Origin of the sequence: Roseovarius sp., from assembly GCF_965277045.1 — a bacterium.
Taxonomy (GTDB): domain Bacteria; phylum Pseudomonadota; class Alphaproteobacteria; order Rhodobacterales; family Rhodobacteraceae; genus Roseovarius.
On sequence record NZ_OZ255712.1, the window covers coordinates 1,615,847 to 1,633,568 of the forward strand.

Consider the following 17,722-nt stretch of genomic DNA (forward strand, 5'->3'; position numbering starts at 1 on the left):
CGCGGGTTCTCGCTTATGCCCAAGGGCACCACAATCTGTGGTGACACCGCTGGCGATAGCCCCTATACTCAGCCCCAGACCGGCAATTTTCAAAAGACCGGCCAACGATCAGGCAACGAACAGGCAGTATCATGAAAAACCTTTCCCGGCGAAGCTTCACGCTCGGCGCATTGGCCGCGTCCCCCCTTCTGGCCGCTTGCGGCAACGGGGTCGGCAGCGTCGGCTCGCAAAAGATCGACGCCCGCGTCAACTCGACGCTCAATTACCTCTACCAACGCTATCCCCAGACGCGCGACATCTCGAACAAGTCGGTGGGCCAGCTGGTGATGCCGCTGATCACCGAGGGCGGCTTCATCGTCGGCGGCGGCTATGGCCGGGGCGCCCTGCGCGTCGGCGGCGTCAGCGTCGATTACTATTCCGCCACCAAGGGCAGTGTCGGGCTCCAGATCGGGGCACAGCAATTCGCCCATGTCCTGTTCTTCATGACCGAGGATTCGCTGGCCAACTTCCGCCGCGCCTCCGGCTGGGTCGCGGGCGCCGATATTGAATACGTGTTCTCGGACCAGGGCGAGAACCTGCGCGCCGACACCACCACCGCCAGCTCGCCGGTGCTTGCGGTGATCTTCGGACAGGCCGGTGCGCTGATCGGCGCATCGCTGGAAGGCATCAAGTACACCCGCATCATTCCCTGACGGCGTCGCCGGGATTGAACCGCGCCGGGACGGCGACCGACCCATGAAGGGCGCGTGAACACCTCGCGCGCCCTTTGTCACGAAAGAGGTTGCCCCATGTCCCGTACCGCAGCACTTGCCGCCCTTGTCACCCTCTGCACCGCGGCCCATGCCGCCGCCTGCGCCCTGCCGCCGCCGGTCTGCGAGGTCCCGAACGGCCAGCGTGCCACGCTCGAACACGCCAGCGGCAGCACCGTCCTCTTCTCGCAGCTTGATCCCGACGCCGCGGGATACCGGCCCACCTATGTTCTGGTCGATTGCACCAAGCGGCAGGCCGTGGCCCTCGGGCACCTGCCGGAAGGGGCGGACGAGACGGCAAGCGAGACCCATTTCGAAGGCCGCATGGTGATGGATCGCGAAGTCTCGACCGGCGCGCGCCCCCGGCTGGGCCAGGTGCATCGCCAGCTTCAGCGGATGGGCCTGCGCAGCAAACGCTTCACCCTGATGAAATCCCATTGCGGCTGCACCCTGCCCGACATTCCCCCGCCGCCCGCGAACTGCCCGACCTACTGACCGGGGTGCGGGCGGCGCGCCTCACTCCGCGCCATCGCCGAAATCTATCGTGATCCCCGACAGCGGGGTGTCGTCGCCCTCATCCGTCGCGCCCCCATTCCGCCGCCGGGCGCGCTGCTCTTTCAGCATCTCCATCTGCCGGTTCAGGTATTCGGCAAATTGCGGCCCCGCGCCGTTCTCGTCCCAATGCGCATAGACACGTCCCTCGATCAGGGCCAGCCAGTACAGCCGCAGCACCCGGTTGATGCGCGCGCCATAGCCGGGGCCAAGGCGTCGGAACCATTTCACCATGTCACTGTCCAACCGGATGGTGACCCGCGTCTTCGGGCGCGCGATCGGTTCGCGGCTTTCCAGACCCTGCCACTCCTCGGGCAGGGATCGGTCCAGCCAGTGCTCGGTCAGCGATTCCTGCAGTTCTCGCAGTTCGTCCATCAACGCGGCTCGGGTGTTCTGCGGAGGCGGTGTGCGGCGCATCAGGGGCTCCTTTCAGCGGGAGGACACGGGGGGAATGCCCGGCATCCTGCCGCCGAGAAGTTAACGCCGCCTGGCGGCACCGCACGGTGCACGGGGGGTGTACGCGGGGTGCACGCCTGTCACCCCCGCGATTTCGGCCCGTTGCGCCGATCGGTTAACCGACCGCGCTCAGTTCATGTAAAACTCGCCGGTCACCTGCCGCCATTCGCCGGGGCTGATCATCTTGCGGTGGATGAACTGCACCGAATGCAGCGGTCCGTCGATCTCGTCCTGCCAGAACTCGATGAACTTGAACAGCTTGGGATGGTCCGGGGCTAGATCATAGTCCTGCCAGACGAAGGTATTGATAACATGCGCATAATCCGGCATGTGGTAATAAAATTCCGCCGTCGTCAGGCCATAGCCTTTCAGCATCAGTTCGGTTTCCGAAAGCTCCATTTCCGTTCCCATGTTGGCACCACTCTTGATTGTTATGTCTTTCAGTGTGCCACGAAATTATTAGTTTTCAATAAAAACAGTATGTTATCACCCTGCCCGGCTGGCTGCCAATGGCGTAGAACACGGGCCATTGCACCCCATATCCTGCCTCTGATATAGTTTCCGCAACAAGATATAGAACAGTTGCCACAGGACGGGACAGCACGTGAACGACACGCCGGAAACCCCTGAAAACGAAGACGAAATGCCGCCAGAGCGCCCCGCGTATGACGGCCCGACGGTGTCGATCATCGACGAGATGAAGACGTCCTACCTGGACTATGCCATGTCGGTGATCGTCAGCCGTGCCATTCCGGACCTCCGCGACGGGCTGAAACCCGTGCACCGGCGCATCCTTTACGCCATGCACGAAACCGGCAACACGCATGACAAGGCCTACCGCAAATCCGCCCGCCCCGTGGGCGACGTCATGGGTAAGTACCACCCCCATGGCGACAGCGCGATCTACGACGCGCTGGTGCGAATGGCGCAGGATTTTTCCATGTCTTTGCCGCTACTTGACGGGCAAGGCAACTTCGGTTCGATGGACGGCGACAACCCCGCCGCCATGCGCTACACCGAGGTCCGCATGGACAAGCCGGCGGGCGCGCTGCTGGCGGACATCGAGAAGGAAACCGTCGATTTCCAGGACAACTACGACGGCAAGGACCGCGAGCCGACGGTCCTTCCGGCGCGGTTTCCCAACATGCTGGTCAACGGCGCTGGTGGCATCGCTGTGGGGATGGCGACAAACATTCCACCCCACAACCTGGGCGAGGTCATCGACGCCACGCTGGCCCTGATCGAGAACCCCGATCTGAGTTCCGAACAACTGATCGAATACATCCCCGGCCCGGACTTTCCCACGGGCGGCATCATGCTGGGCCGCTCCGGTGCGCGGAAGGCCTATATCGAAGGGCGCGGCAGCGTCATCGTGCGCGCCAAGACCCGGATCGAGGAGATCAGGAAAGACCGCTACGCGATTGTTATCGAAGAGATTCCCTATCAGGTGAACAAGTCGGCGATGATCGAGAAGATCGCCGAGACCGTGCGCGAGAAACGCATCGAGGGCATCACCCATGTGCAGGACGAATCCGACCGTCATGGCGTGCGCGTGGTGGTCGAACTGAAGCGCGACGCCACCGCCGAGGTGGTGCTGAACCAGCTCTTCCGCTTCACCCCGATGCAGACGCATTTCGGCTGCAACATGCTGGCGCTCAACGGCGGCCGCCCCGAGCAGCTGACGCTTTACGGGTTCCTCAGCGCCTTCATCTCGTTCCGCGAGGACGTGGTGGCGCGGCGCACCGCCTACGACCTGCGCAAGGCCCGCGAACGCAGCCACGTGCTGTGCGGCCTGGCCGTGGCGGTCAGCAACGTCGACGAGGTCGTGGCCACGATCCGCGCCTCCGCCGACGCCGCCGAGGCACGCGAGAAACTGATGACGCGCCGCTGGCCAGCTGGCGATATTCTCGAATATATCGCGCTGATCGACGACCCGACGCACAAGGCGAACGACGACGGCACCTACAACCTTTCCGAAACGCAGGCCCGCGCCATCCTGGAACTGCGCCTGCAACGCCTGACACAGCTTGGCGTCAAGGAAGTGACCGACGAGCTGCAGGAGCTGGCGGGCAAGATCAAGGAATACCTCGCGATCCTCGCCAGCCGCGAACGAATCATGCAGATCATCTCGGACGAGCTGACCGAGGTGAAAGAGCAATTCGCCGTTCCCCGCCGGACGGAAATCGTCGACTGGTCCGGCGACATGGAGGACGAGGACCTGATCGAGCGCGAGGACATGGTCGTGACCGTGACCTCGGGCGGCTATATCAAGCGCACCGCCCTGGCCGATTTCCGCGCGCAGAAACGCGGCGGCAAGGGGCTGTCCGGCATGCAGACCAAGGAAGAGGACGTGGTGACCACGCTGTTCGTGGCCAACACGCATACCCAGCTTCTGTTCTTCACCACCGACGGGATGGTCTACAAGCTGAAGACCTGGCGGCTGCCGCTGGGCGGGCGGACGTCGAAGGGAAAAGCGATCGTGAACATCCTGCCGATCCCCACCGGAGTCAGCATCGCGGCGATCATGCCGGTGGACCGTGACGAGAGCGAATGGGACGACCTGCAAGTGGTCTTTGCCACCGACCACGGAACCGTCCGCCGCAACAAACTGAGCGATTTCACCAACGTCATGCGCAACGGCAAGATCGCGATGAAGTTCGAAGGCGAAAGCGAAGGGTGGTCCTTGATCAATGCACGCATCGCCTCGAATGACGATGACGTGATGCTGGTCACGAATTCAGGTCGGGCCATCCGTTTCCCGGCTACCGATGTGCGGGTCTTCAACTCGCGCGCCTCGACGGGCGTCCGCGGCATCCGTCTGAGCAATGGCGACCGCGTGGTGTCGATGTCGATCATCAGCCATTTCGAGGCCACGCCGGACGAGCGCGCCGCGTACCTGAAGATGCGCAGGCAGATGGCCGGGGCCGATGACGACGAGACCGGCGAGGAAGAAGGCAACGCGGAAATGCCGCTGCCGAGCGAGCGTTTTGAAAAGATGAAGGCGGCCGAGAACCTGATTCTCACCATCACCGAACAGGGTGCCGGCAAATTGAGTTCCAGCCATGATTACCCGGTCCGCGGACGCGGCGGCATGGGCGTCCAGGCCATGGACAAGGCCATGCGCGGCGGGGCTTTGGTGGCTTCCTTCCCGGTTCAGATCGAGGACCAGATCATGCTGGCAACATCACGAGGCCAGTCGATCCGCGTTCCGGTTGACGGGATCTCGTTCCGGTCCCGCAGCGCGGGCGGCGTGAAGGTCTTCAATACCGGAAAGGGAGAGAAGGTCGTCAGCGTCGCCTGGATTGCCGAGACCGGCGAAGACGAGCTCGATGAAGGCGCCCCTGCGGAAAGCCAGGAAACCACCTGAGCCGATGACCTGCCGTGCAATTCGCGTGGTTTCGAACGAATTCTGCCCCATTTTTTCGGCAAAAAAAGGTCAAGGAAGCTCCGGACTTGTGCTGCCCCCGGGGTAGGGTTTCGCCTTGGTGCAAAGACAGCAACGCTGGGTCGATTACACGGGTCTGACTTTGATCCGAATCGTCATCGGATCGTACTTCATGGCAACCGCGCTTGGCCTGATCTCCGGTGTGGCGCCGCCAGCGCTGTTCTTGTCGTTTACCGACCCGCAGACGGCAGACCTGATCGGCACTGTTCTGCTGTTTACCATCACCGCCGCGTTCATGCTGGGGCTGTGGTTGCGGCTGACATCGTTGATGCTGGCGATCTTCGTGTTTGCCACCAGCGTTGTGCACAACCTGGTGTTGGCCGATACGCCGCTGGTCGAGCCGTTCTGGCGCGATCTGGCGCTCGTCGGTGCCGTCCTTCTGAGCTACACTTGCCTGCAACGATCCGAAATCAGCCGGGCCGCACTTGTATGGCGCCGCAGCACGCCGCGGCTGCGCAACGATCAGGTCGTGGTGCCGCGCCGCGTGACAGCGGGGGCAACCGCCGCGGACCGGGCACAAGAGCGGGCGCAGACGACATCCGCGATGCAGCCATTGACCAGCGCACGACCCGCACCGACCCAGCCTGCATTGGAACGCCCGAAACCCAGGCTGGTCTCGGCGACGCAAGGCGGCAGTGACGAGGTCGAGAACATCTTCGCCGCCCTGTGACGATTGCGACGCTCGCACCCGACAACGATTTCGCAACGGTTTGCTGTCAGTCTGCCTGCGTTTGACCAGGGGCGTTGCGCGACATGAACATCTACACCTGCCAGATAGACCTGAAAAAAGACGCGCAAGCGATGTTGTTCGCAGCGGCGCTCGACAACGGATGTCCCATCTGCAGGAGGCCGGTGTTGTCGGCCAATGGTCGCTCGTCCGGCGAAAGCTCAACCTGGCATCCGACAGCTTTCGCGATTTCCTCCTGAGGATCGAGGTGGCCGACCTCGCACAGCTTGATCAGGCCTTCCGATGGGTCGGACAACAGGGTGACGCGGCGGAGACGCTCTACGCGCGGATGCACGACATGATCGACACCGCCGATTATGCGCTGTACCGCCCCTTTCCCGACCCCGAGCGCGCAGAGCGGCTGGCCATAATCTGATCAGTTGCTGACGTTGTTCACCGAGCTGGTCACACCGATGATCGTTCCGAACAGACCGATAACCGTGCGCGCCGAATTGATGGGGGATTCGGTGGCATAGAGAGTATCGTCAGGCTGGATGAAGAACTGCCGCGCCGCGAACAGGCCGTCAGCCGAGGTCAGATCAAAGCTGAACACGACCTGCTGTTTGTTCGGACCAGCCAGGCCCGGCTTCAGGTCCCTGGGCTGGTAATCACGCAGAACGAGCACGCCCTTGGGGTTGGCTGTCCCCGCATTCAGACCGCTTGTGGACGAGAGCGCTTCGACCACCGTCATGCGCTCCTTCTCGAAATAGATCACCTTCTGTGCGCCGGTCGCGCCGAGAGACGTGAAGCTGCGTTCGTCCTCGACCACCACGATCTGGTCACCGCCGACGACACGCACGTTCCGATTGGCGTTTTCCAGCAGCGACGAGACGCGGGTCTCGTAGGTTCGGCCCCCGCGTTGAAGGCGAATCATCGGGTTGCGCAGGGCGGGATTCACTCCGCCGCTCTGCGCCACCACGCCCAATATCTTGGTGTTCCGGCTGTCGAGCGGATAGCGGCCCGGCGCCGCGACTCCGCCGACAACGTCGACAGAATTGTTGCGTCCGGGCGTCACGGACAGCTGCACCTGCGCCGAAGGCTGGATCTGTTCGAATTGCGATTGCAGCCGGGCTCTTGCCGAGGATGGGGTGAGGCCCCGCACCGATACTTCACCGACATAGGGCAGGAAGATGCGGCCCGTCGCGGAAACCTCCTGAGGCGGGATTTCGGCTGCGGTCCCGTCCAGTCCGGTCAGAAGAGAGTTCTCTTCGCTGTCCCAGACCACGATATTTACCGTATCGCCGGTCTGGATGGCCGAGGAATCAGGCCCTTGATCAGACCCGAACCAGTGGAATTTGGCGCTCGCGCCGCTGTGCGGCCATTTCGCGATCAGCGGCGTCAGCTGGCGCGTCACCTCGACCAACTGAAACGACGGGTTCTCAGAGCGTTGTTCCTTCAATATTTCGGACTGCACGGCAGCGCCACGCGGCAACGCGCATCCCGTGAGCGCAACAACGCCAACGGCCAAAAATAGAAACCGGATCGTCTTCAACAATGTCGTGTCCCCCCGCGGGCATGCTTTGGTTTCCTATCCCATGCACGTGATGATAGACAATGGGGTATTGGAAAAAGAGGGCAATCCGGCGAGATTGCTAGGTCTGGACGTCGGGATGCGGATACTTGTAGCGGGCTCTGGTGGACGGCTTGGTCGATTGCTGCATGCCGCAAGGGCTACGGGCGCCTGTCGCGACGCCGAGTTCATATTTCAGTCCAGCGGACCGGACCGGGACGTGCGTTGGACAACCGATGACTCGTTGGACCTGCTGCCGACCTGCGACATGATGATTGCGCTGTGGGGCAAGACCGCCGGCACGAGAGATGACCTTGCGATGAATACCGCGCTTGTGGGCCTGTCACGCCGGGTTGCGCGGCATTGCGGTGCGCGTCGGCTGTTCCATATTTCCACGGCCGCCGTTTACGGCCCCGGCGCAAAACTGACCGAGGACGCACCATTGCGCCCGATCGGCCCATATGGTGAGGCGAAACTGAACATGGAGCGCAAGGTGACCTCAGGCGACAGCGCCGTGTCAGAGCACGTGTTGCGCCTGGCCAACGTGGTTGGCGCTGACAGCCTGGCACCGGCGCTGGCAAAGGGTGGTGAGGTCACGCCGGACCAGTTTGCGGATGGACGCGGCCCCATTCGCAGCTATATCGGGGCGACCGACCTACTTGCGGTGTTGAAGCGCCTTTCCGACACGGAGACGAAACCGATACCACGCGTGCTCAATATCGCCGCCCCCGGGCCGGTGGCGATGGAAGACCTGGTGTTGGCTGCGGGCCGGCAAGTTCTGTGGCGCCCTGCCCCAGACAGCGCAATCAAGGAAGTGTCGCTGGATGTCGGGCGTCTGCAGGCCTTGCTGCCCGACCATCGATTCACCTCCGACGCAGGCGAGATGATCGCAGATTTGAACCGACTGGAGGTACGCTGATGAGTCCCGGCAAGCGGGCCATGGACATCGCATTGGCCCTGTTGCTGATCGTGGTGTTGTCAATCCCGACGCTGCTGGTGGCGGCGGTCATACTTGTCCTCGACGGCCGGCCGATCCTTTATCCGTCGAAACGCATGAAGGCACCGGGACAGAGCTTTATCCTGTGGAAGTTCCGCACGATGACGAATACGGGCCGGGATGCGTCCGTGTCCGGGGCGTACAAGCAGAGCCGCATCACCAAGACCGGAAAATTCCTGCGCCGCAAACGCCTGGATGAGCTGCCGCAGCTGTGGAATATCCTGAAAGGCGACATGAGCTTTGTCGGCCCGCGGCCGCCCCTGCCCCGCTTCGTCCGTCTGTGCCCTCTGGTATATGCCGAGGTTCTGAAAAACCGCCCCGGTGTCACGGGACTGGCGACGCTTGTGTTTCATCGCCGGGAGGAACAGCTTTTGTCGAGATGCCATTCACAGGCCGAAACCGATGAAGTCTATCTGCGCCGTTGTGTGCCTGCCAAGGCGAAAATCGACCTGATCTGGGCCCGAAACAGGACCCTCTGTTTCGACGCCGCACTGATCGTCAGAACGGTTAGGCGGGTTTTCGCCTCAGGCGACTAACCTATACGAAGCTTTAACAGATACATGCTAAGCCTAGAATCTACGCATGCATTGCATACGCAGCAGAATTTATTTGTGACGCGGAGTTTTTCCATTCTATGTACCGTGTTGCGTTTGGTTGGGATGATGTGATTTGTTTAAGTTGTATTTGCCAATAAAGGTTCAACTCATGGTCGTACGAGGCGGCGCTTGATGCTTTACAAGTTGGCGGTTTCCCTTTCGCGTCATCAAAAGCGGAAAATCCTGCTTGCAGTCGACGGTGTCCTGATCGCGGTATCTCATATCGTAGCCGGTTTCCTGTTGCTGGGCATGGACGGTGTCATGGCGCATGCCGATGCGTTCATGCTGAGCGTGACCAGCGTGACAGGAGTCGGCCTGGCTCTGATTTTCATGCTGGGACTGCACCGGATCAAGCTGAATGCCTATCAGATGCAAGGCGTGGTCGAATCCGCCTTTGTCGCGGCCGTTATGATCGGTACCGGCGTGCTGATGTCGGCGGCTTTTTTCGGGATGACCTTTCCAGCGCCGCTTTTCGTGGTCATGGGAATGCTTTTTCTCATCCTCTCGGTGTCGTCACGGCTGCTGATGCGGCAAATACTTCTGTCCGTCTACCGACGCGGCAATGCAAGATTGCCGATCATCATCTACGGCGCGGGGCAGACCGGGCAGCAACTGGCGACAGCGCTGTCTGTCGACGACGCGGTAGAGCCAGTCGCTTTCGTGGATGATGACTTGCGGTTGCAGGGCATCACCATTGCAGGGCTGCGCACCTATTCGCCCGGCGACCTTGAAGACCTGATCCAGAGGTACCAGGTCAAGCGTGTCGTCCTGGCCATGCCAAGCGCCAATCGGGCGGTGCAGTCCAGTATCATCAAACGCCTGGCCAGCACATCCTGCGAAGTCCATTCCATGCCGTCCTTCGCGGATCTGGTTGCAACATCATCCGCGAGCCTGTCCGAAACCAAGCCCGTCGATGTCAATACATTGCTCGGCCGTGCCGGCTTTGACGACGACCTGCCCGGTGTCTTCGAAACGTATCGAAACCGCAATATCCTGGTGACCGGCGCCGGCGGGTCGATAGGCGCGGAACTGTCTCGCCAGATTCTGTCCTGCGAACCGGGCAAACTCGTCTTGCTGGACCACAGCGAACTGGCGTTGTTCGAGATCCACCGCGAATTGAGTGCGATCCTGCCCGAGGCGACAGTCATCCCCGTCCTGGGCAGCGTCACCGAAGAACCGCTCGTTGCTGACGTCATGCGCACACACGAGATCGAGATCGTCCTGCACGCCGCGGCCTACAAGCACGTGCCCATGGTCGAGCAGAATGCGCTGGAAGGAATCCGAAACAACGTGTTCGGAACAAGAACCGTCGCCAGCGCGGCGATGCGTACGGGCGTGGAACGCTTCATCCTGATTTCCACCGACAAGGCGGTGCGCCCGTCCTCGATCATGGGCGCCTCGAAACGGTTTGCCGAACTGACGGTCCAGGATCTGGCGACGCGGTCGAAGGGCACGCGGTTTTCGATGGTGCGGTTCGGCAACGTTCTTGGCTCGTCGGGGTCGGTCATCCCACTGTTCCATGAGCAGATTTCGCGGGGCGGTCCGGTGACGCTGACCCATACCGATGTCACCCGGTATTTCATGACCATCCCGGAAGCAGTGCGGCTGGTCCTGCTGACCGGCTCCTTCGCCCGCGGCGGAGACGTGTTCGTCCTCGACATGGGCAAACCCGTACCGATCTACGAGCTGGCACGCAGAATGATCGAGAATGCCGGCCACACCGTGCGCGACGCTGAAAACCCGGGGGGCGACGTCGAGATTGAAATCACCGGCCTGCGCCCCGGCGAAAAACTCCACGAGGAACTGCTGATCGGCTCCGATATGCTGACGACGCCGCATCCGAAAATCCTGCGCGCACAGGAAAAGCACCTGTCAGAAATCGAAATGGCCAACGCGCTGCAATCCTTGCGGCAAGCGATCGACACGCGGAATGCGGAGCAGATGGAAGCGACCCTGCATCAGTGGATCGAGAAGAGCGAAATGGCGAAAGGCGGCAAATCGGTGAACGAGTAGCGCCGACCGACGCTAGCCCGTGTTCTCGGCCTTCTCCGCCAGAAGAAGCCATTCCTCTTCGGCCTCGCCCAGTGCCGCCTGCCGTTTGCTCAGACCTTCGGTCGCCTTGGCGAACTTCGAAGGGTCCCGGGTATAAAGCCCCGGGTCGGCAAGCAATTCCTCCAGCTTCGCGATCTCGGCTTCCAGCCGGGCGATATGATCGGGCAGAGTGTCAAGCCGGTGCTTGTCCTTGAAACTGAGCTTCTGCCTGCTCGCGTTGCCTGATGACCGCTGCTGTCCCGCGGCAGGAGTCGGCTTTTGCGCCTTTTTTTCAGGCGTGGCCTCGGGCGCGACACGCTGCGTCTGGTAATCGGTCCAGCCTCCGGCATAGACGGTGTGCCTGCCGTGCCCCTCCATTGCGACGGTGGTGGTCGCCACCCGGTCCAGGAAATCCCGATCATGGCTGACCAGCAGAACCGTGCCGTCATAGTCGTCCAGCAGTTCCTGCAGCAGATCCAGCGTTTCGATATCCAGATCGTTGGTCGGTTCGTCGAGCACCAGCAGGTTGCTTTCCCGCGCCATCAGCCTGGCCAGCAACAGGCGCGCCTTTTCCCCACCCGAAAGCGACCGGACGGGCGCGCGCACCTGCCGCTCGTCGAACAGAAAATCCTTGAGGTACCCGACAACGTGACGCGGCATGCCGCGCACCATGACCTGATCGGCCTGCCCCGAGACGCGCATGTCCGGATCGCCGGTCAGACTGTCCCAGAGCGTCATGTCGGGGGCGAGCTTTGCCCGCGCCTGATCGAAAACGGCTGGCACAAGATTCGTACCGTGGCGGACTTCTCCCTCGTCGGGTTCGAGCGATTTCATCAGCAGCTTCAGAAGCGTTGTCTTGCCCACCCCGTTCGGGCCGATGAAGGCGACCCGGTCCTTGCGCTGGATGGTCAGGGAGAGGTCGCGCAAAACGGCGGCGTCCCCGAAACTCTTGGAGATGTGTGACGCCTCGATCACCTTGCGGCCGGATTGCGGCCCGCTGGCCAGCGCCATGGCTGCGGTGCCCTGCCGTTTGATCTGGGACGCCCGTTCGGCGCGGAGATCCTGAAGCGCACGGACCCGACCCTGGTTACGCTTGCGCCGGGCGCTGATGCCCTCGACGGCCCACCGGGCCTCTTCGGCGATCTTGCGGTTGAGCTTGTGACGCGCTTGGTCCTCTTCTTCCCAAACCTTGTCACGCCATGCCTCGAAGTCCTCGAAGCCTTTTTCCTGCCGCCTGGTCATGCCGCGGTCGATCCAGAGCGTGGCACGGGTCAACTCGCGCAGAAAGGCGCGGTCGTGCGATATGATGATGTAGCCCGCCCGCGTCTCCTTCAGCTGCTGTTCCAGCCAGCCGATTGCCTCGATATCAAGGTGGTTCGTGGGCTCGTCCAGCAGCATCAGGTCCGGCGCCTGCGCCATCAGTTTCGCCAGCGCGGCCCTGCGGCGCTCTCCGCCCGACGCGGTGGCGACGGGCCGGCCAGGCTCGAACTTCAACCCTTCGGCGGCCATTTCCACACGGTAATGCTCTGCCTCGTCCAGACCGTCGGCCGCGAACGCACCCAGCGTGTCGAAGCCGGTCATGTCAGGCTCCTGTTCCATGTAGCCGACCGAAGCGTCGGGCTGCAGGGCGCGGGTGCCGCGATCGGGTTCCACCAGACCGGCGATGACCTTCATGAGGGTGGATTTGCCAGAGCCGTTGCGCCCGACCAGCGCGACGCGGTCGCCTGTCTGAACCACCAGGGACAGATCGTCGAAGACAGGTTCGCCGCCAAAGGTAAGAGAGATGTCCGACAGCTGGATGAGGGGTGCACGCGCCATGGCGCAGCGCTATCCCGCGCCGGGGGAAGCGTCAAGCGGTCGCGCTATTGCACGACGGCGCGAAGCAGGCGCTTGCGGGCTGGCGGGATCGCGTTGATCTCGAGCCCGGTGAACACGTGAAGCGTGTTCATCTGCAGGTCCACCACCGCGTGATCGCTGACCCAGCCGCCCATCACCAGGTATGTGCGCAGCAGTGGCGGCATGCGCAGCATGGCCAACTTGGCATCGGGTTGCCGCAAGCGCAGCTTTTGCGCGAAGCGAAACACCGAAGGCGCCTTGACGCGCGGCAACCATCGGCGCGGCGCAAGGTGGCGCTCTTTCAACATCGCGAAGGCGTCGAGGTAGTCGTCTGCGTCGGTTCCCTTGAAAGACGAGCATCCGAACAGCAGTTCCACGTCGTTCTCATCGACGTAGCGCGTCATCTCTGCCCAGGCCACGCGCAAGATGTCGGGGTCACGCGCCTCGGGATGGATGCAGAAGCGGCCCATCTCGACCATCCGGCCGGAAAATGCCCGCAGCGCGGACAATTCGTAGAACTGCGCGGAATAGCTGCGCTCGATCTCATCGCCGCCATCAAGTGGCAGCATTCTGAAGCAGCAGATCAGGCGCTTGTCCTGGGCGTCCTCGACAAGGATGTGCGTACAGATACCGTCGAACTGATCCCGGTCGAGGTCCTCCTGGGAATCGCCGCCCTTGAAGGCCAGTTGCCGAAGGCGCTGCGCCGCCTCTATGTCGGCTTCGCCATCGGCAATGCGCGTGCGGTAGCGTCCCTTGCTCAACATCTCTGCCTCATCCATGGCGGTCGCTTACGCTTTATATATGTGCGAACCGCTTAACATGAAGCATGTGACAGGCGAATGACGCCCGCGGCTAGAAGAAAGTGCCGGGATCGATGTTGCCGAAGTTGCCCAGGATCTGACGCAGGAAACCGTTGCCCACCACCGAAGAGTCGGTCACGCGGCGTGTCAGCGGGACGATGTTGCCGTCGGCCAGGGAGAAGGTCTCGATATTGGCGATGGTATCGTTCGGCGCGAAACTGATGGCCAGCACCTGCCGCTCGATCACCTCGGGACGGTACATGCCCACTTCCTTGACGCGACTGCGCACGTAGTAATAGTCGCCGCGGTCCAACATGCCGGCCGAAGACGGCGGTCCTATGACGTCGTTGACCGTGTCGCGCGTGTCCACACCCACGACAAGGTTCTGAAGATCCTCCTGAAGCGGCATGTATCCGTGGTTGCGATAGGTCGGGGTACAGGCGGCAAGCGCCCCCGCAAGGCACACAATGGCACCAATCCTGGCAAACCGTTTTTTCATGCCACCCCTCTTCGCCTCTTGAACGGGTCCCAAACACCCAAGTACCCGATACAACAAGGTAGCGGTCAGGTTCAAGAAAGGATAGGTCATACGTACATGAGCGAAAAGATAGAAAATCCGACCGTGCTGCATCTGGCACAGATGTCGATGAACCGATCGCATCCGTTTCGGATCGAGCCGGACGCCCCGGACATGGCACGCATGGCGGAAGACCTCGGGATTCTTGCGCTGAAAAAAGTGCGACTCGAGGGCGCGATGCATCCTGACGACGGCGAAAACTGGAAACTCGAAGCACGGCTCGGGGCGACCGTGGTGCAGTCCTGCGTGGTGACGCTGGACCCTGTCACGACACGCATCGACGAAGAGATCGTCCGCAAGTTTCGCAAGGATTGGCCGGGCGTCGACACCGACATGGAAGAGATCGAGATGCCCGAGGACGAGACGATCGACCCGCTGAGCGACCAGATCGACCTGAGGGCTGTGCTGCAGGAGGCGATTGCGCTGGCGCTGCCGTCCTACCCGCGCAGCACGGGAACACCCAGTGAAAACGCCCAATATGCGCCCCCTGGCGTCACGCCGATGACGGACGCGGATGCCAAGCCTTTTGCCGCCCTCGCGAAACTGAAAGGCCAGTTGAAAGACGGCGATTGAGGCCACGAAAGAATCGCTGGACAGCAAGCGATTTCCTAGTATTTTCGCGCTCTCACCGGATTTAGGGTTGCACGCCAGGCTCTCGAGGAATAGGAGCCGCGGCAGCGTATGAAACCGGGCCGTGAGGCCCACAAGATTTGAGGTTGTGACATGGCTGTCCAACAGAACAAAGTATCGAAATCGCGCCGGAACAACCGCCGGGCGCATGACTCGCTCGAGGGTGCCAACCCGAACGAGTGCCCCAACTGCGGTGAACTGAAGCGCCCGCATCACGTGTGTGTCGCCTGCGGTCACTATGCGGACCGCGAAGTCATCGCGCTGGATGACGAGGTCGATCTGGACGAAGACGCAGCCTAAGCGGCAGCAAAGGGACGCGTCCAATGACGGCATCGGCCGACAAGACCGGCAAGACCGACGGGCGCATCCTCATCTCTGTAGACGCCATGGGGGGCGATTTGGGCCCGGCAACCGTCGTTGCCGGGATTTCCACGTCTGCGAAGAAGAACAACCGGATCGGGTTCATCCTTCATGGCCCCGAAGATGTGTTGAAGCCGCTCGTTGCCAAGCGCAAGCACTTGGCCGGTCGATGCGAGATTCGGAACGCCGGCGACGTGGTTGAGATGGAAGACAAGCCGAGCCAGGCGTTGCGCCAAGGCAAGGGCACCTCGATGTGGTCGGCCCTCGAATCCGTGCGCAACGGCGAGGCGAATGTCTGCGTCTCTTGCGGCAACACCGGCGCTCTGATGCTGATGTCGGTCATACGGCTGCGCAAGTTGCCCGGCATCTACCGCCCCGCAATCGCTGTGTTGTGGCCTTCACAGAACCCGCAGCGACACAACATCATGCTGGACGGTGGCGCCGATATTCGCGCCGACGCCAAGGACCTCATGCAATACGCGCTCATGGGAACGTCCTATGCGCGGAACGGTTTCGGGCTGGACCGCCCCCGTGTGGGCCTGCTGAATGTCGGCACGGAAGAGCACAAGGGCCGCTCCGAGCTGCGCGAGGCCTATGACCTGATCGAGGGCAATGCACGAAACGGCGATTTCGAGTTCGTAGGGTTTGTCGAGGGACGCGACCTACCCGGCACGGTCTGCGACGTGATCGTCACGGATGGATTTACCGGCAACGTGGCGCTCAAGACCGGGGAAGGCACGGCGAAGCTTATTCGAGAGTTGCTCAAGGAAGCCTTTGCGCATACGCCGCTGTCGCGTCTTGCATCTATCCTGGCGCTGACATCGCTGCGCCGGATGGGCAAGCGGATCGATCCCAGCCGCGCCAACGGCGGTGTCTTCCTGGGCCTCAACGGTACGGTGGTGAAATCACACGGCTCGGCGGACGCGACGGGCATTTCCGCTGCTGTCAAACTGGCCTTCGAGTTGGCCGATACCGGCTTTACCGAAAAACTGGCCGCACGGGTTGCATCTGCGAGCATGCTTGAACAGGATGGCGAAAACGAACCCGACAGTAGCGGTGAACAGGCATGACGATTCGCGCCGTTGTAGACGGTGTCGGTCACTACCTTCCTGAACGAGTGGTGCCGAATTCACATTTTGAGACCTTTCTCGATACAACGGACGAATGGATCAGAACCCGCTCGGGGATCGAGCGGCGCCATTTCGCCGCCGAGGATCAGACGACCTCTGACTTGGGCACGCGCGCGGCTATCGCTGCAATGGAAAACGCGGGCGTGGGCCCGGAAGATATCGACGGCATCCTTGTCGCCACATCGACACCGGACCTTACCTTCCCGTCCGTTGCCACGATGATCCAGAAAGAACTGGGGATGACGCGCGGCTTCGGCTTTGATGTGCAGGCCGTTTGCGCGGGTTTCGTCTATGCGCTTGCCAACGCCAATGCGCTGATCGTCTCGGGCCAGGCAAAGCGCCTGCTGGTGATCGGGGCCGAGACCTTCAGCAGGATCATGGACTGGACCGACCGGTCGACCTGCGTGCTGTTCGGCGATGGTGCCGGCGCCGTGGTTCTGAGCGCGGCCGAGGCCGAAGGCGCTCCGTCAGATCGCGGAATTCTCTCGACCGACCTCAATTCGGACGGTCGCTACCTGGATATGCTCTATGTCGATGGCGGCGTATCTTCGACCGGCACTTCGGGCAAGCTGAAGATGCAGGGCAACCTGTTGTTCCGGCAGGCGGTTGAAAAACTGACCACAACCGCCGAGGCGGCCTTGGGCAAGGCCCAACTGACGGATGACGACGTTGACTGGATCGTGCCGCACCAGGCCAATATCCGCATCATTCAAGGCACCGCCAAGAAACTTGCCATTCCCATGGATCGGGTGGTTGTCACCGTTCAAGACCACGGCAACACCTCGGCCGCGTCCATTCCGCTGGCCTTGTCGGTCGGCGTGTCAGAAGGCAAGATCAAGCGCGGAGATCTGATCGTTTCCGAAGCGATCGGCGGCGGTCTGGCCTGGGGCGCCGTGGTTCTGCGCTGGTAAGTGCCGGAACAAAGCGCGATTTTTCCGCTTAAACTGTGCCTGCCAAGTCATTGACATTGACTCGGAAAATTCTTCGCCCCTAAAGTCCTTTGCAAAAGGTAGAGGGGATGTGATGACAAACAACACGCTGACAAGGATGGACCTGAGCGAGGCGGTGTTCCGCGAAGTGGGCCTGTCGCGCAACGACTCTGCCCAGTTGGTCGAAAGTGTTCTGGAGCATATGTCGGACGCACTGGTGCGCGGTGAACAGGTCAAGATCTCTTCTTTCGGCACGTTTTCGGTGCGCGACAAGTCGGCCCGCGTCGGGCGGAATCCGAAGACCGGTGAAGAGGTTCCCATCAATCCCAGGCGGGTTCTGACCTTTCGCCCATCGCACCTCATGAAGGACCGGGTCGCGGCGGGCAACAAAGGCTGA

Annotated in this window: 19 protein-coding genes; 13 read left to right on the plus strand and 6 right to left on the minus strand. The window is 61.9% G+C overall.

Going from position 1 to position 17,722, the window contains the following annotated elements:
• Positions 1-131: 131 nt before the first annotated feature.
• Positions 132-692, plus strand: coding sequence for a YSC84-related protein (locus ACQY4V_RS08040; protein ID WP_152492522.1), 561 nt, complete (start codon positions 132-134; stop codon positions 690-692).
• A gap of 96 nt (positions 693-788) precedes the next feature.
• Positions 789-1,244 carry a hypothetical protein gene (locus tag ACQY4V_RS08045; protein ID WP_428516390.1) on the plus strand — a complete coding sequence of 152 codons (456 nt, stop codon included), beginning with the start codon at positions 789-791 and terminating at the stop codon, positions 1,242-1,244.
• 21 nt (positions 1,245-1,265) lie between these two features.
• Here the strand turns inward: ACQY4V_RS08045 and ACQY4V_RS08050 are convergent, their stop codons facing one another.
• Complete coding sequence (locus ACQY4V_RS08050) at positions 1,266-1,718, minus strand: BrnA antitoxin family protein (protein WP_428516392.1); 453 nt, start codon at positions 1,716-1,718, stop codon at positions 1,266-1,268.
• 168 nt (positions 1,719-1,886) lie between these two features.
• Positions 1,887-2,156: an usg protein gene (locus tag ACQY4V_RS08055; protein ID WP_428517189.1), complete on the minus strand. Its 270-nt coding sequence runs from the start codon at positions 2,154-2,156 to the stop codon at positions 1,887-1,889.
• Between the two features lie 205 nt (positions 2,157-2,361).
• Between ACQY4V_RS08055 and gyrA the strand changes: the two genes are divergently transcribed.
• From gyrA to ACQY4V_RS08070, 3 genes are all read left to right on the plus strand, one after another.
• Positions 2,362-5,124 (plus strand): DNA gyrase subunit A, encoded by a 2,763-nt coding sequence (gyrA, locus tag ACQY4V_RS08060; protein ID WP_428516394.1) that lies wholly within the window; start codon positions 2,362-2,364, stop codon positions 5,122-5,124.
• Between the two features lie 190 nt (positions 5,125-5,314).
• Positions 5,315-5,872 (plus strand): hypothetical protein, encoded by a 558-nt coding sequence (locus ACQY4V_RS08065; protein WP_428516396.1) that lies wholly within the window; start codon positions 5,315-5,317, stop codon positions 5,870-5,872.
• Between the two features lie 160 nt (positions 5,873-6,032).
• Positions 6,033-6,305: a DUF6614 family protein gene (locus tag ACQY4V_RS08070; protein WP_428516398.1), complete on the plus strand. Its 273-nt coding sequence runs from the start codon at positions 6,033-6,035 to the stop codon at positions 6,303-6,305.
• Here the strand turns inward: ACQY4V_RS08070 and ACQY4V_RS08075 are convergent, their stop codons facing one another.
• Positions 6,306-7,424: a polysaccharide biosynthesis/export family protein gene (locus ACQY4V_RS08075; RefSeq protein ID WP_428516400.1), complete on the minus strand. Its 1,119-nt coding sequence runs from the start codon at positions 7,422-7,424 to the stop codon at positions 6,306-6,308.
• On the opposite strand from ACQY4V_RS08075, the gene ACQY4V_RS08080 reads away from it, so the two are divergent.
• The 3 genes from ACQY4V_RS08080 to ACQY4V_RS08090 all read left to right on the plus strand — a co-directional run bounded on the left by ACQY4V_RS08080 (position 7,372) and on the right by ACQY4V_RS08090 (position 11,045).
• Positions 7,372-8,358 (plus strand): NAD-dependent epimerase/dehydratase family protein, encoded by a 987-nt coding sequence (locus ACQY4V_RS08080; protein WP_428516402.1) that lies wholly within the window; start codon positions 7,372-7,374, stop codon positions 8,356-8,358. The two genes, ACQY4V_RS08075 and ACQY4V_RS08080, sit on opposite strands and share 53 nt — an antisense overlap.
• On the plus strand, positions 8,358-8,972 hold the full coding sequence (locus ACQY4V_RS08085) for a sugar transferase (protein WP_428516403.1): 615 nt from the start codon (positions 8,358-8,360) through the stop codon (positions 8,970-8,972). Before ACQY4V_RS08080 ends, ACQY4V_RS08085 begins: the two co-directional genes overlap by 1 nt.
• A 192-nt stretch (positions 8,973-9,164) precedes the next feature.
• A complete protein-coding gene (locus ACQY4V_RS08090) occupies positions 9,165-11,045 on the plus strand; it encodes a polysaccharide biosynthesis protein (RefSeq protein ID WP_428516405.1) in 1,881 nt (626 codons plus the stop codon).
• Positions 11,046-11,057: 12 nt separating this feature from the next.
• Here the strand turns inward: ACQY4V_RS08090 and ACQY4V_RS08095 are convergent, their stop codons facing one another.
• The 3 genes from ACQY4V_RS08095 to ACQY4V_RS08105 form a co-directional block, all read right to left on the minus strand.
• Complete coding sequence (locus ACQY4V_RS08095; RefSeq protein ID WP_428516407.1) at positions 11,058-12,881, minus strand: ABC-F family ATP-binding cassette domain-containing protein; 1,824 nt, start codon at positions 12,879-12,881, stop codon at positions 11,058-11,060.
• A 44-nt stretch (positions 12,882-12,925) separates the two neighbouring features.
• Positions 12,926-13,678 carry a GNAT family N-acetyltransferase gene (locus ACQY4V_RS08100; protein WP_428516409.1) on the minus strand — a complete coding sequence of 251 codons (753 nt, stop codon included), beginning with the start codon at positions 13,676-13,678 and terminating at the stop codon, positions 12,926-12,928.
• Positions 13,679-13,751: 73 nt separating this feature from the next.
• Positions 13,752-14,198, minus strand: coding sequence for an outer membrane protein assembly factor BamE (locus ACQY4V_RS08105; protein WP_428516410.1), 447 nt, complete (start codon positions 14,196-14,198; stop codon positions 13,752-13,754).
• Positions 14,199-14,294: 96 nt separating this feature from the next.
• On the opposite strand from ACQY4V_RS08105, the gene ACQY4V_RS08110 reads away from it, so the two are divergent.
• The 5 genes from ACQY4V_RS08110 (at position 14,295) to ihfA (ending at position 17,722) form a co-directional block, all read left to right on the plus strand.
• Positions 14,295-14,849 carry a YceD family protein gene (locus ACQY4V_RS08110; protein WP_428516412.1) on the plus strand — a complete coding sequence of 185 codons (555 nt, stop codon included), beginning with the start codon at positions 14,295-14,297 and terminating at the stop codon, positions 14,847-14,849.
• Positions 14,850-14,999: 150 nt separating this feature from the next.
• Positions 15,000-15,206: a 50S ribosomal protein L32 gene (gene rpmF, locus ACQY4V_RS08115; protein WP_057789461.1), complete on the plus strand. Its 207-nt coding sequence runs from the start codon at positions 15,000-15,002 to the stop codon at positions 15,204-15,206.
• Positions 15,207-15,229: 23 nt separating this feature from the next.
• The gene (gene plsX, locus ACQY4V_RS08120; protein ID WP_152492533.1) at positions 15,230-16,336 is read left to right on the plus strand and encodes a phosphate acyltransferase PlsX; all 1,107 of its coding nucleotides are present in this window, start codon (positions 15,230-15,232) and stop codon (positions 16,334-16,336) included.
• Positions 16,333-17,307 (plus strand): beta-ketoacyl-ACP synthase III, encoded by a 975-nt coding sequence (locus ACQY4V_RS08125; protein WP_428516415.1) that lies wholly within the window; start codon positions 16,333-16,335, stop codon positions 17,305-17,307. Before plsX ends, ACQY4V_RS08125 begins: the two co-directional genes overlap by 4 nt.
• A gap of 112 nt (positions 17,308-17,419) precedes the next feature.
• A complete protein-coding gene (gene ihfA / locus ACQY4V_RS08130) occupies positions 17,420-17,722 on the plus strand; it encodes an integration host factor subunit alpha (RefSeq protein WP_152492535.1) in 303 nt (100 codons plus the stop codon).

Coding starts and splice junctions, on each gene's coding strand:
- ACQY4V_RS08040 (WP_152492522.1), top strand. CDS start 132: ATGAAAAACCTTTCCCGGCGAAGCTTCACGCTCGGCGCATTGGCCGCG.
- ACQY4V_RS08045 (WP_428516390.1), top strand. CDS start 789: ATGTCCCGTACCGCAGCACTTGCCGCCCTTGTCACCCTCTGCACCGCG.
- ACQY4V_RS08050 (WP_428516392.1), bottom strand. CDS start 1,718: ATGCGCCGCACACCGCCTCCGCAGAACACCCGAGCCGCGTTGATGGAC.
- ACQY4V_RS08055 (WP_428517189.1), bottom strand. CDS start 2,156: ATGGAGCTTTCGGAAACCGAACTGATGCTGAAAGGCTATGGCCTGACG.
- ACQY4V_RS08065 (WP_428516396.1), top strand. CDS start 5,315: ATGGCAACCGCGCTTGGCCTGATCTCCGGTGTGGCGCCGCCAGCGCTG.
- ACQY4V_RS08070 (WP_428516398.1), top strand. CDS start 6,033: ATGTCCCATCTGCAGGAGGCCGGTGTTGTCGGCCAATGGTCGCTCGTC.
- ACQY4V_RS08085 (WP_428516403.1), top strand. CDS start 8,358: ATGAGTCCCGGCAAGCGGGCCATGGACATCGCATTGGCCCTGTTGCTG.
- ACQY4V_RS08090 (WP_428516405.1), top strand. CDS start 9,165: ATGCTTTACAAGTTGGCGGTTTCCCTTTCGCGTCATCAAAAGCGGAAA.
- ACQY4V_RS08095 (WP_428516407.1), bottom strand. CDS start 12,881: ATGGCGCGTGCACCCCTCATCCAGCTGTCGGACATCTCTCTTACCTTT.
- ACQY4V_RS08100 (WP_428516409.1), bottom strand. CDS start 13,678: ATGGATGAGGCAGAGATGTTGAGCAAGGGACGCTACCGCACGCGCATT.
- ACQY4V_RS08105 (WP_428516410.1), bottom strand. CDS start 14,198: ATGAAAAAACGGTTTGCCAGGATTGGTGCCATTGTGTGCCTTGCGGGG.
- ACQY4V_RS08110 (WP_428516412.1), top strand. CDS start 14,295: ATGAGCGAAAAGATAGAAAATCCGACCGTGCTGCATCTGGCACAGATG.
- rpmF (WP_057789461.1), top strand. CDS start 15,000: ATGGCTGTCCAACAGAACAAAGTATCGAAATCGCGCCGGAACAACCGC.
- plsX (WP_152492533.1), top strand. CDS start 15,230: ATGACGGCATCGGCCGACAAGACCGGCAAGACCGACGGGCGCATCCTC.
- ACQY4V_RS08125 (WP_428516415.1), top strand. CDS start 16,333: ATGACGATTCGCGCCGTTGTAGACGGTGTCGGTCACTACCTTCCTGAA.
- ihfA (WP_152492535.1), top strand. CDS start 17,420: ATGACAAACAACACGCTGACAAGGATGGACCTGAGCGAGGCGGTGTTC.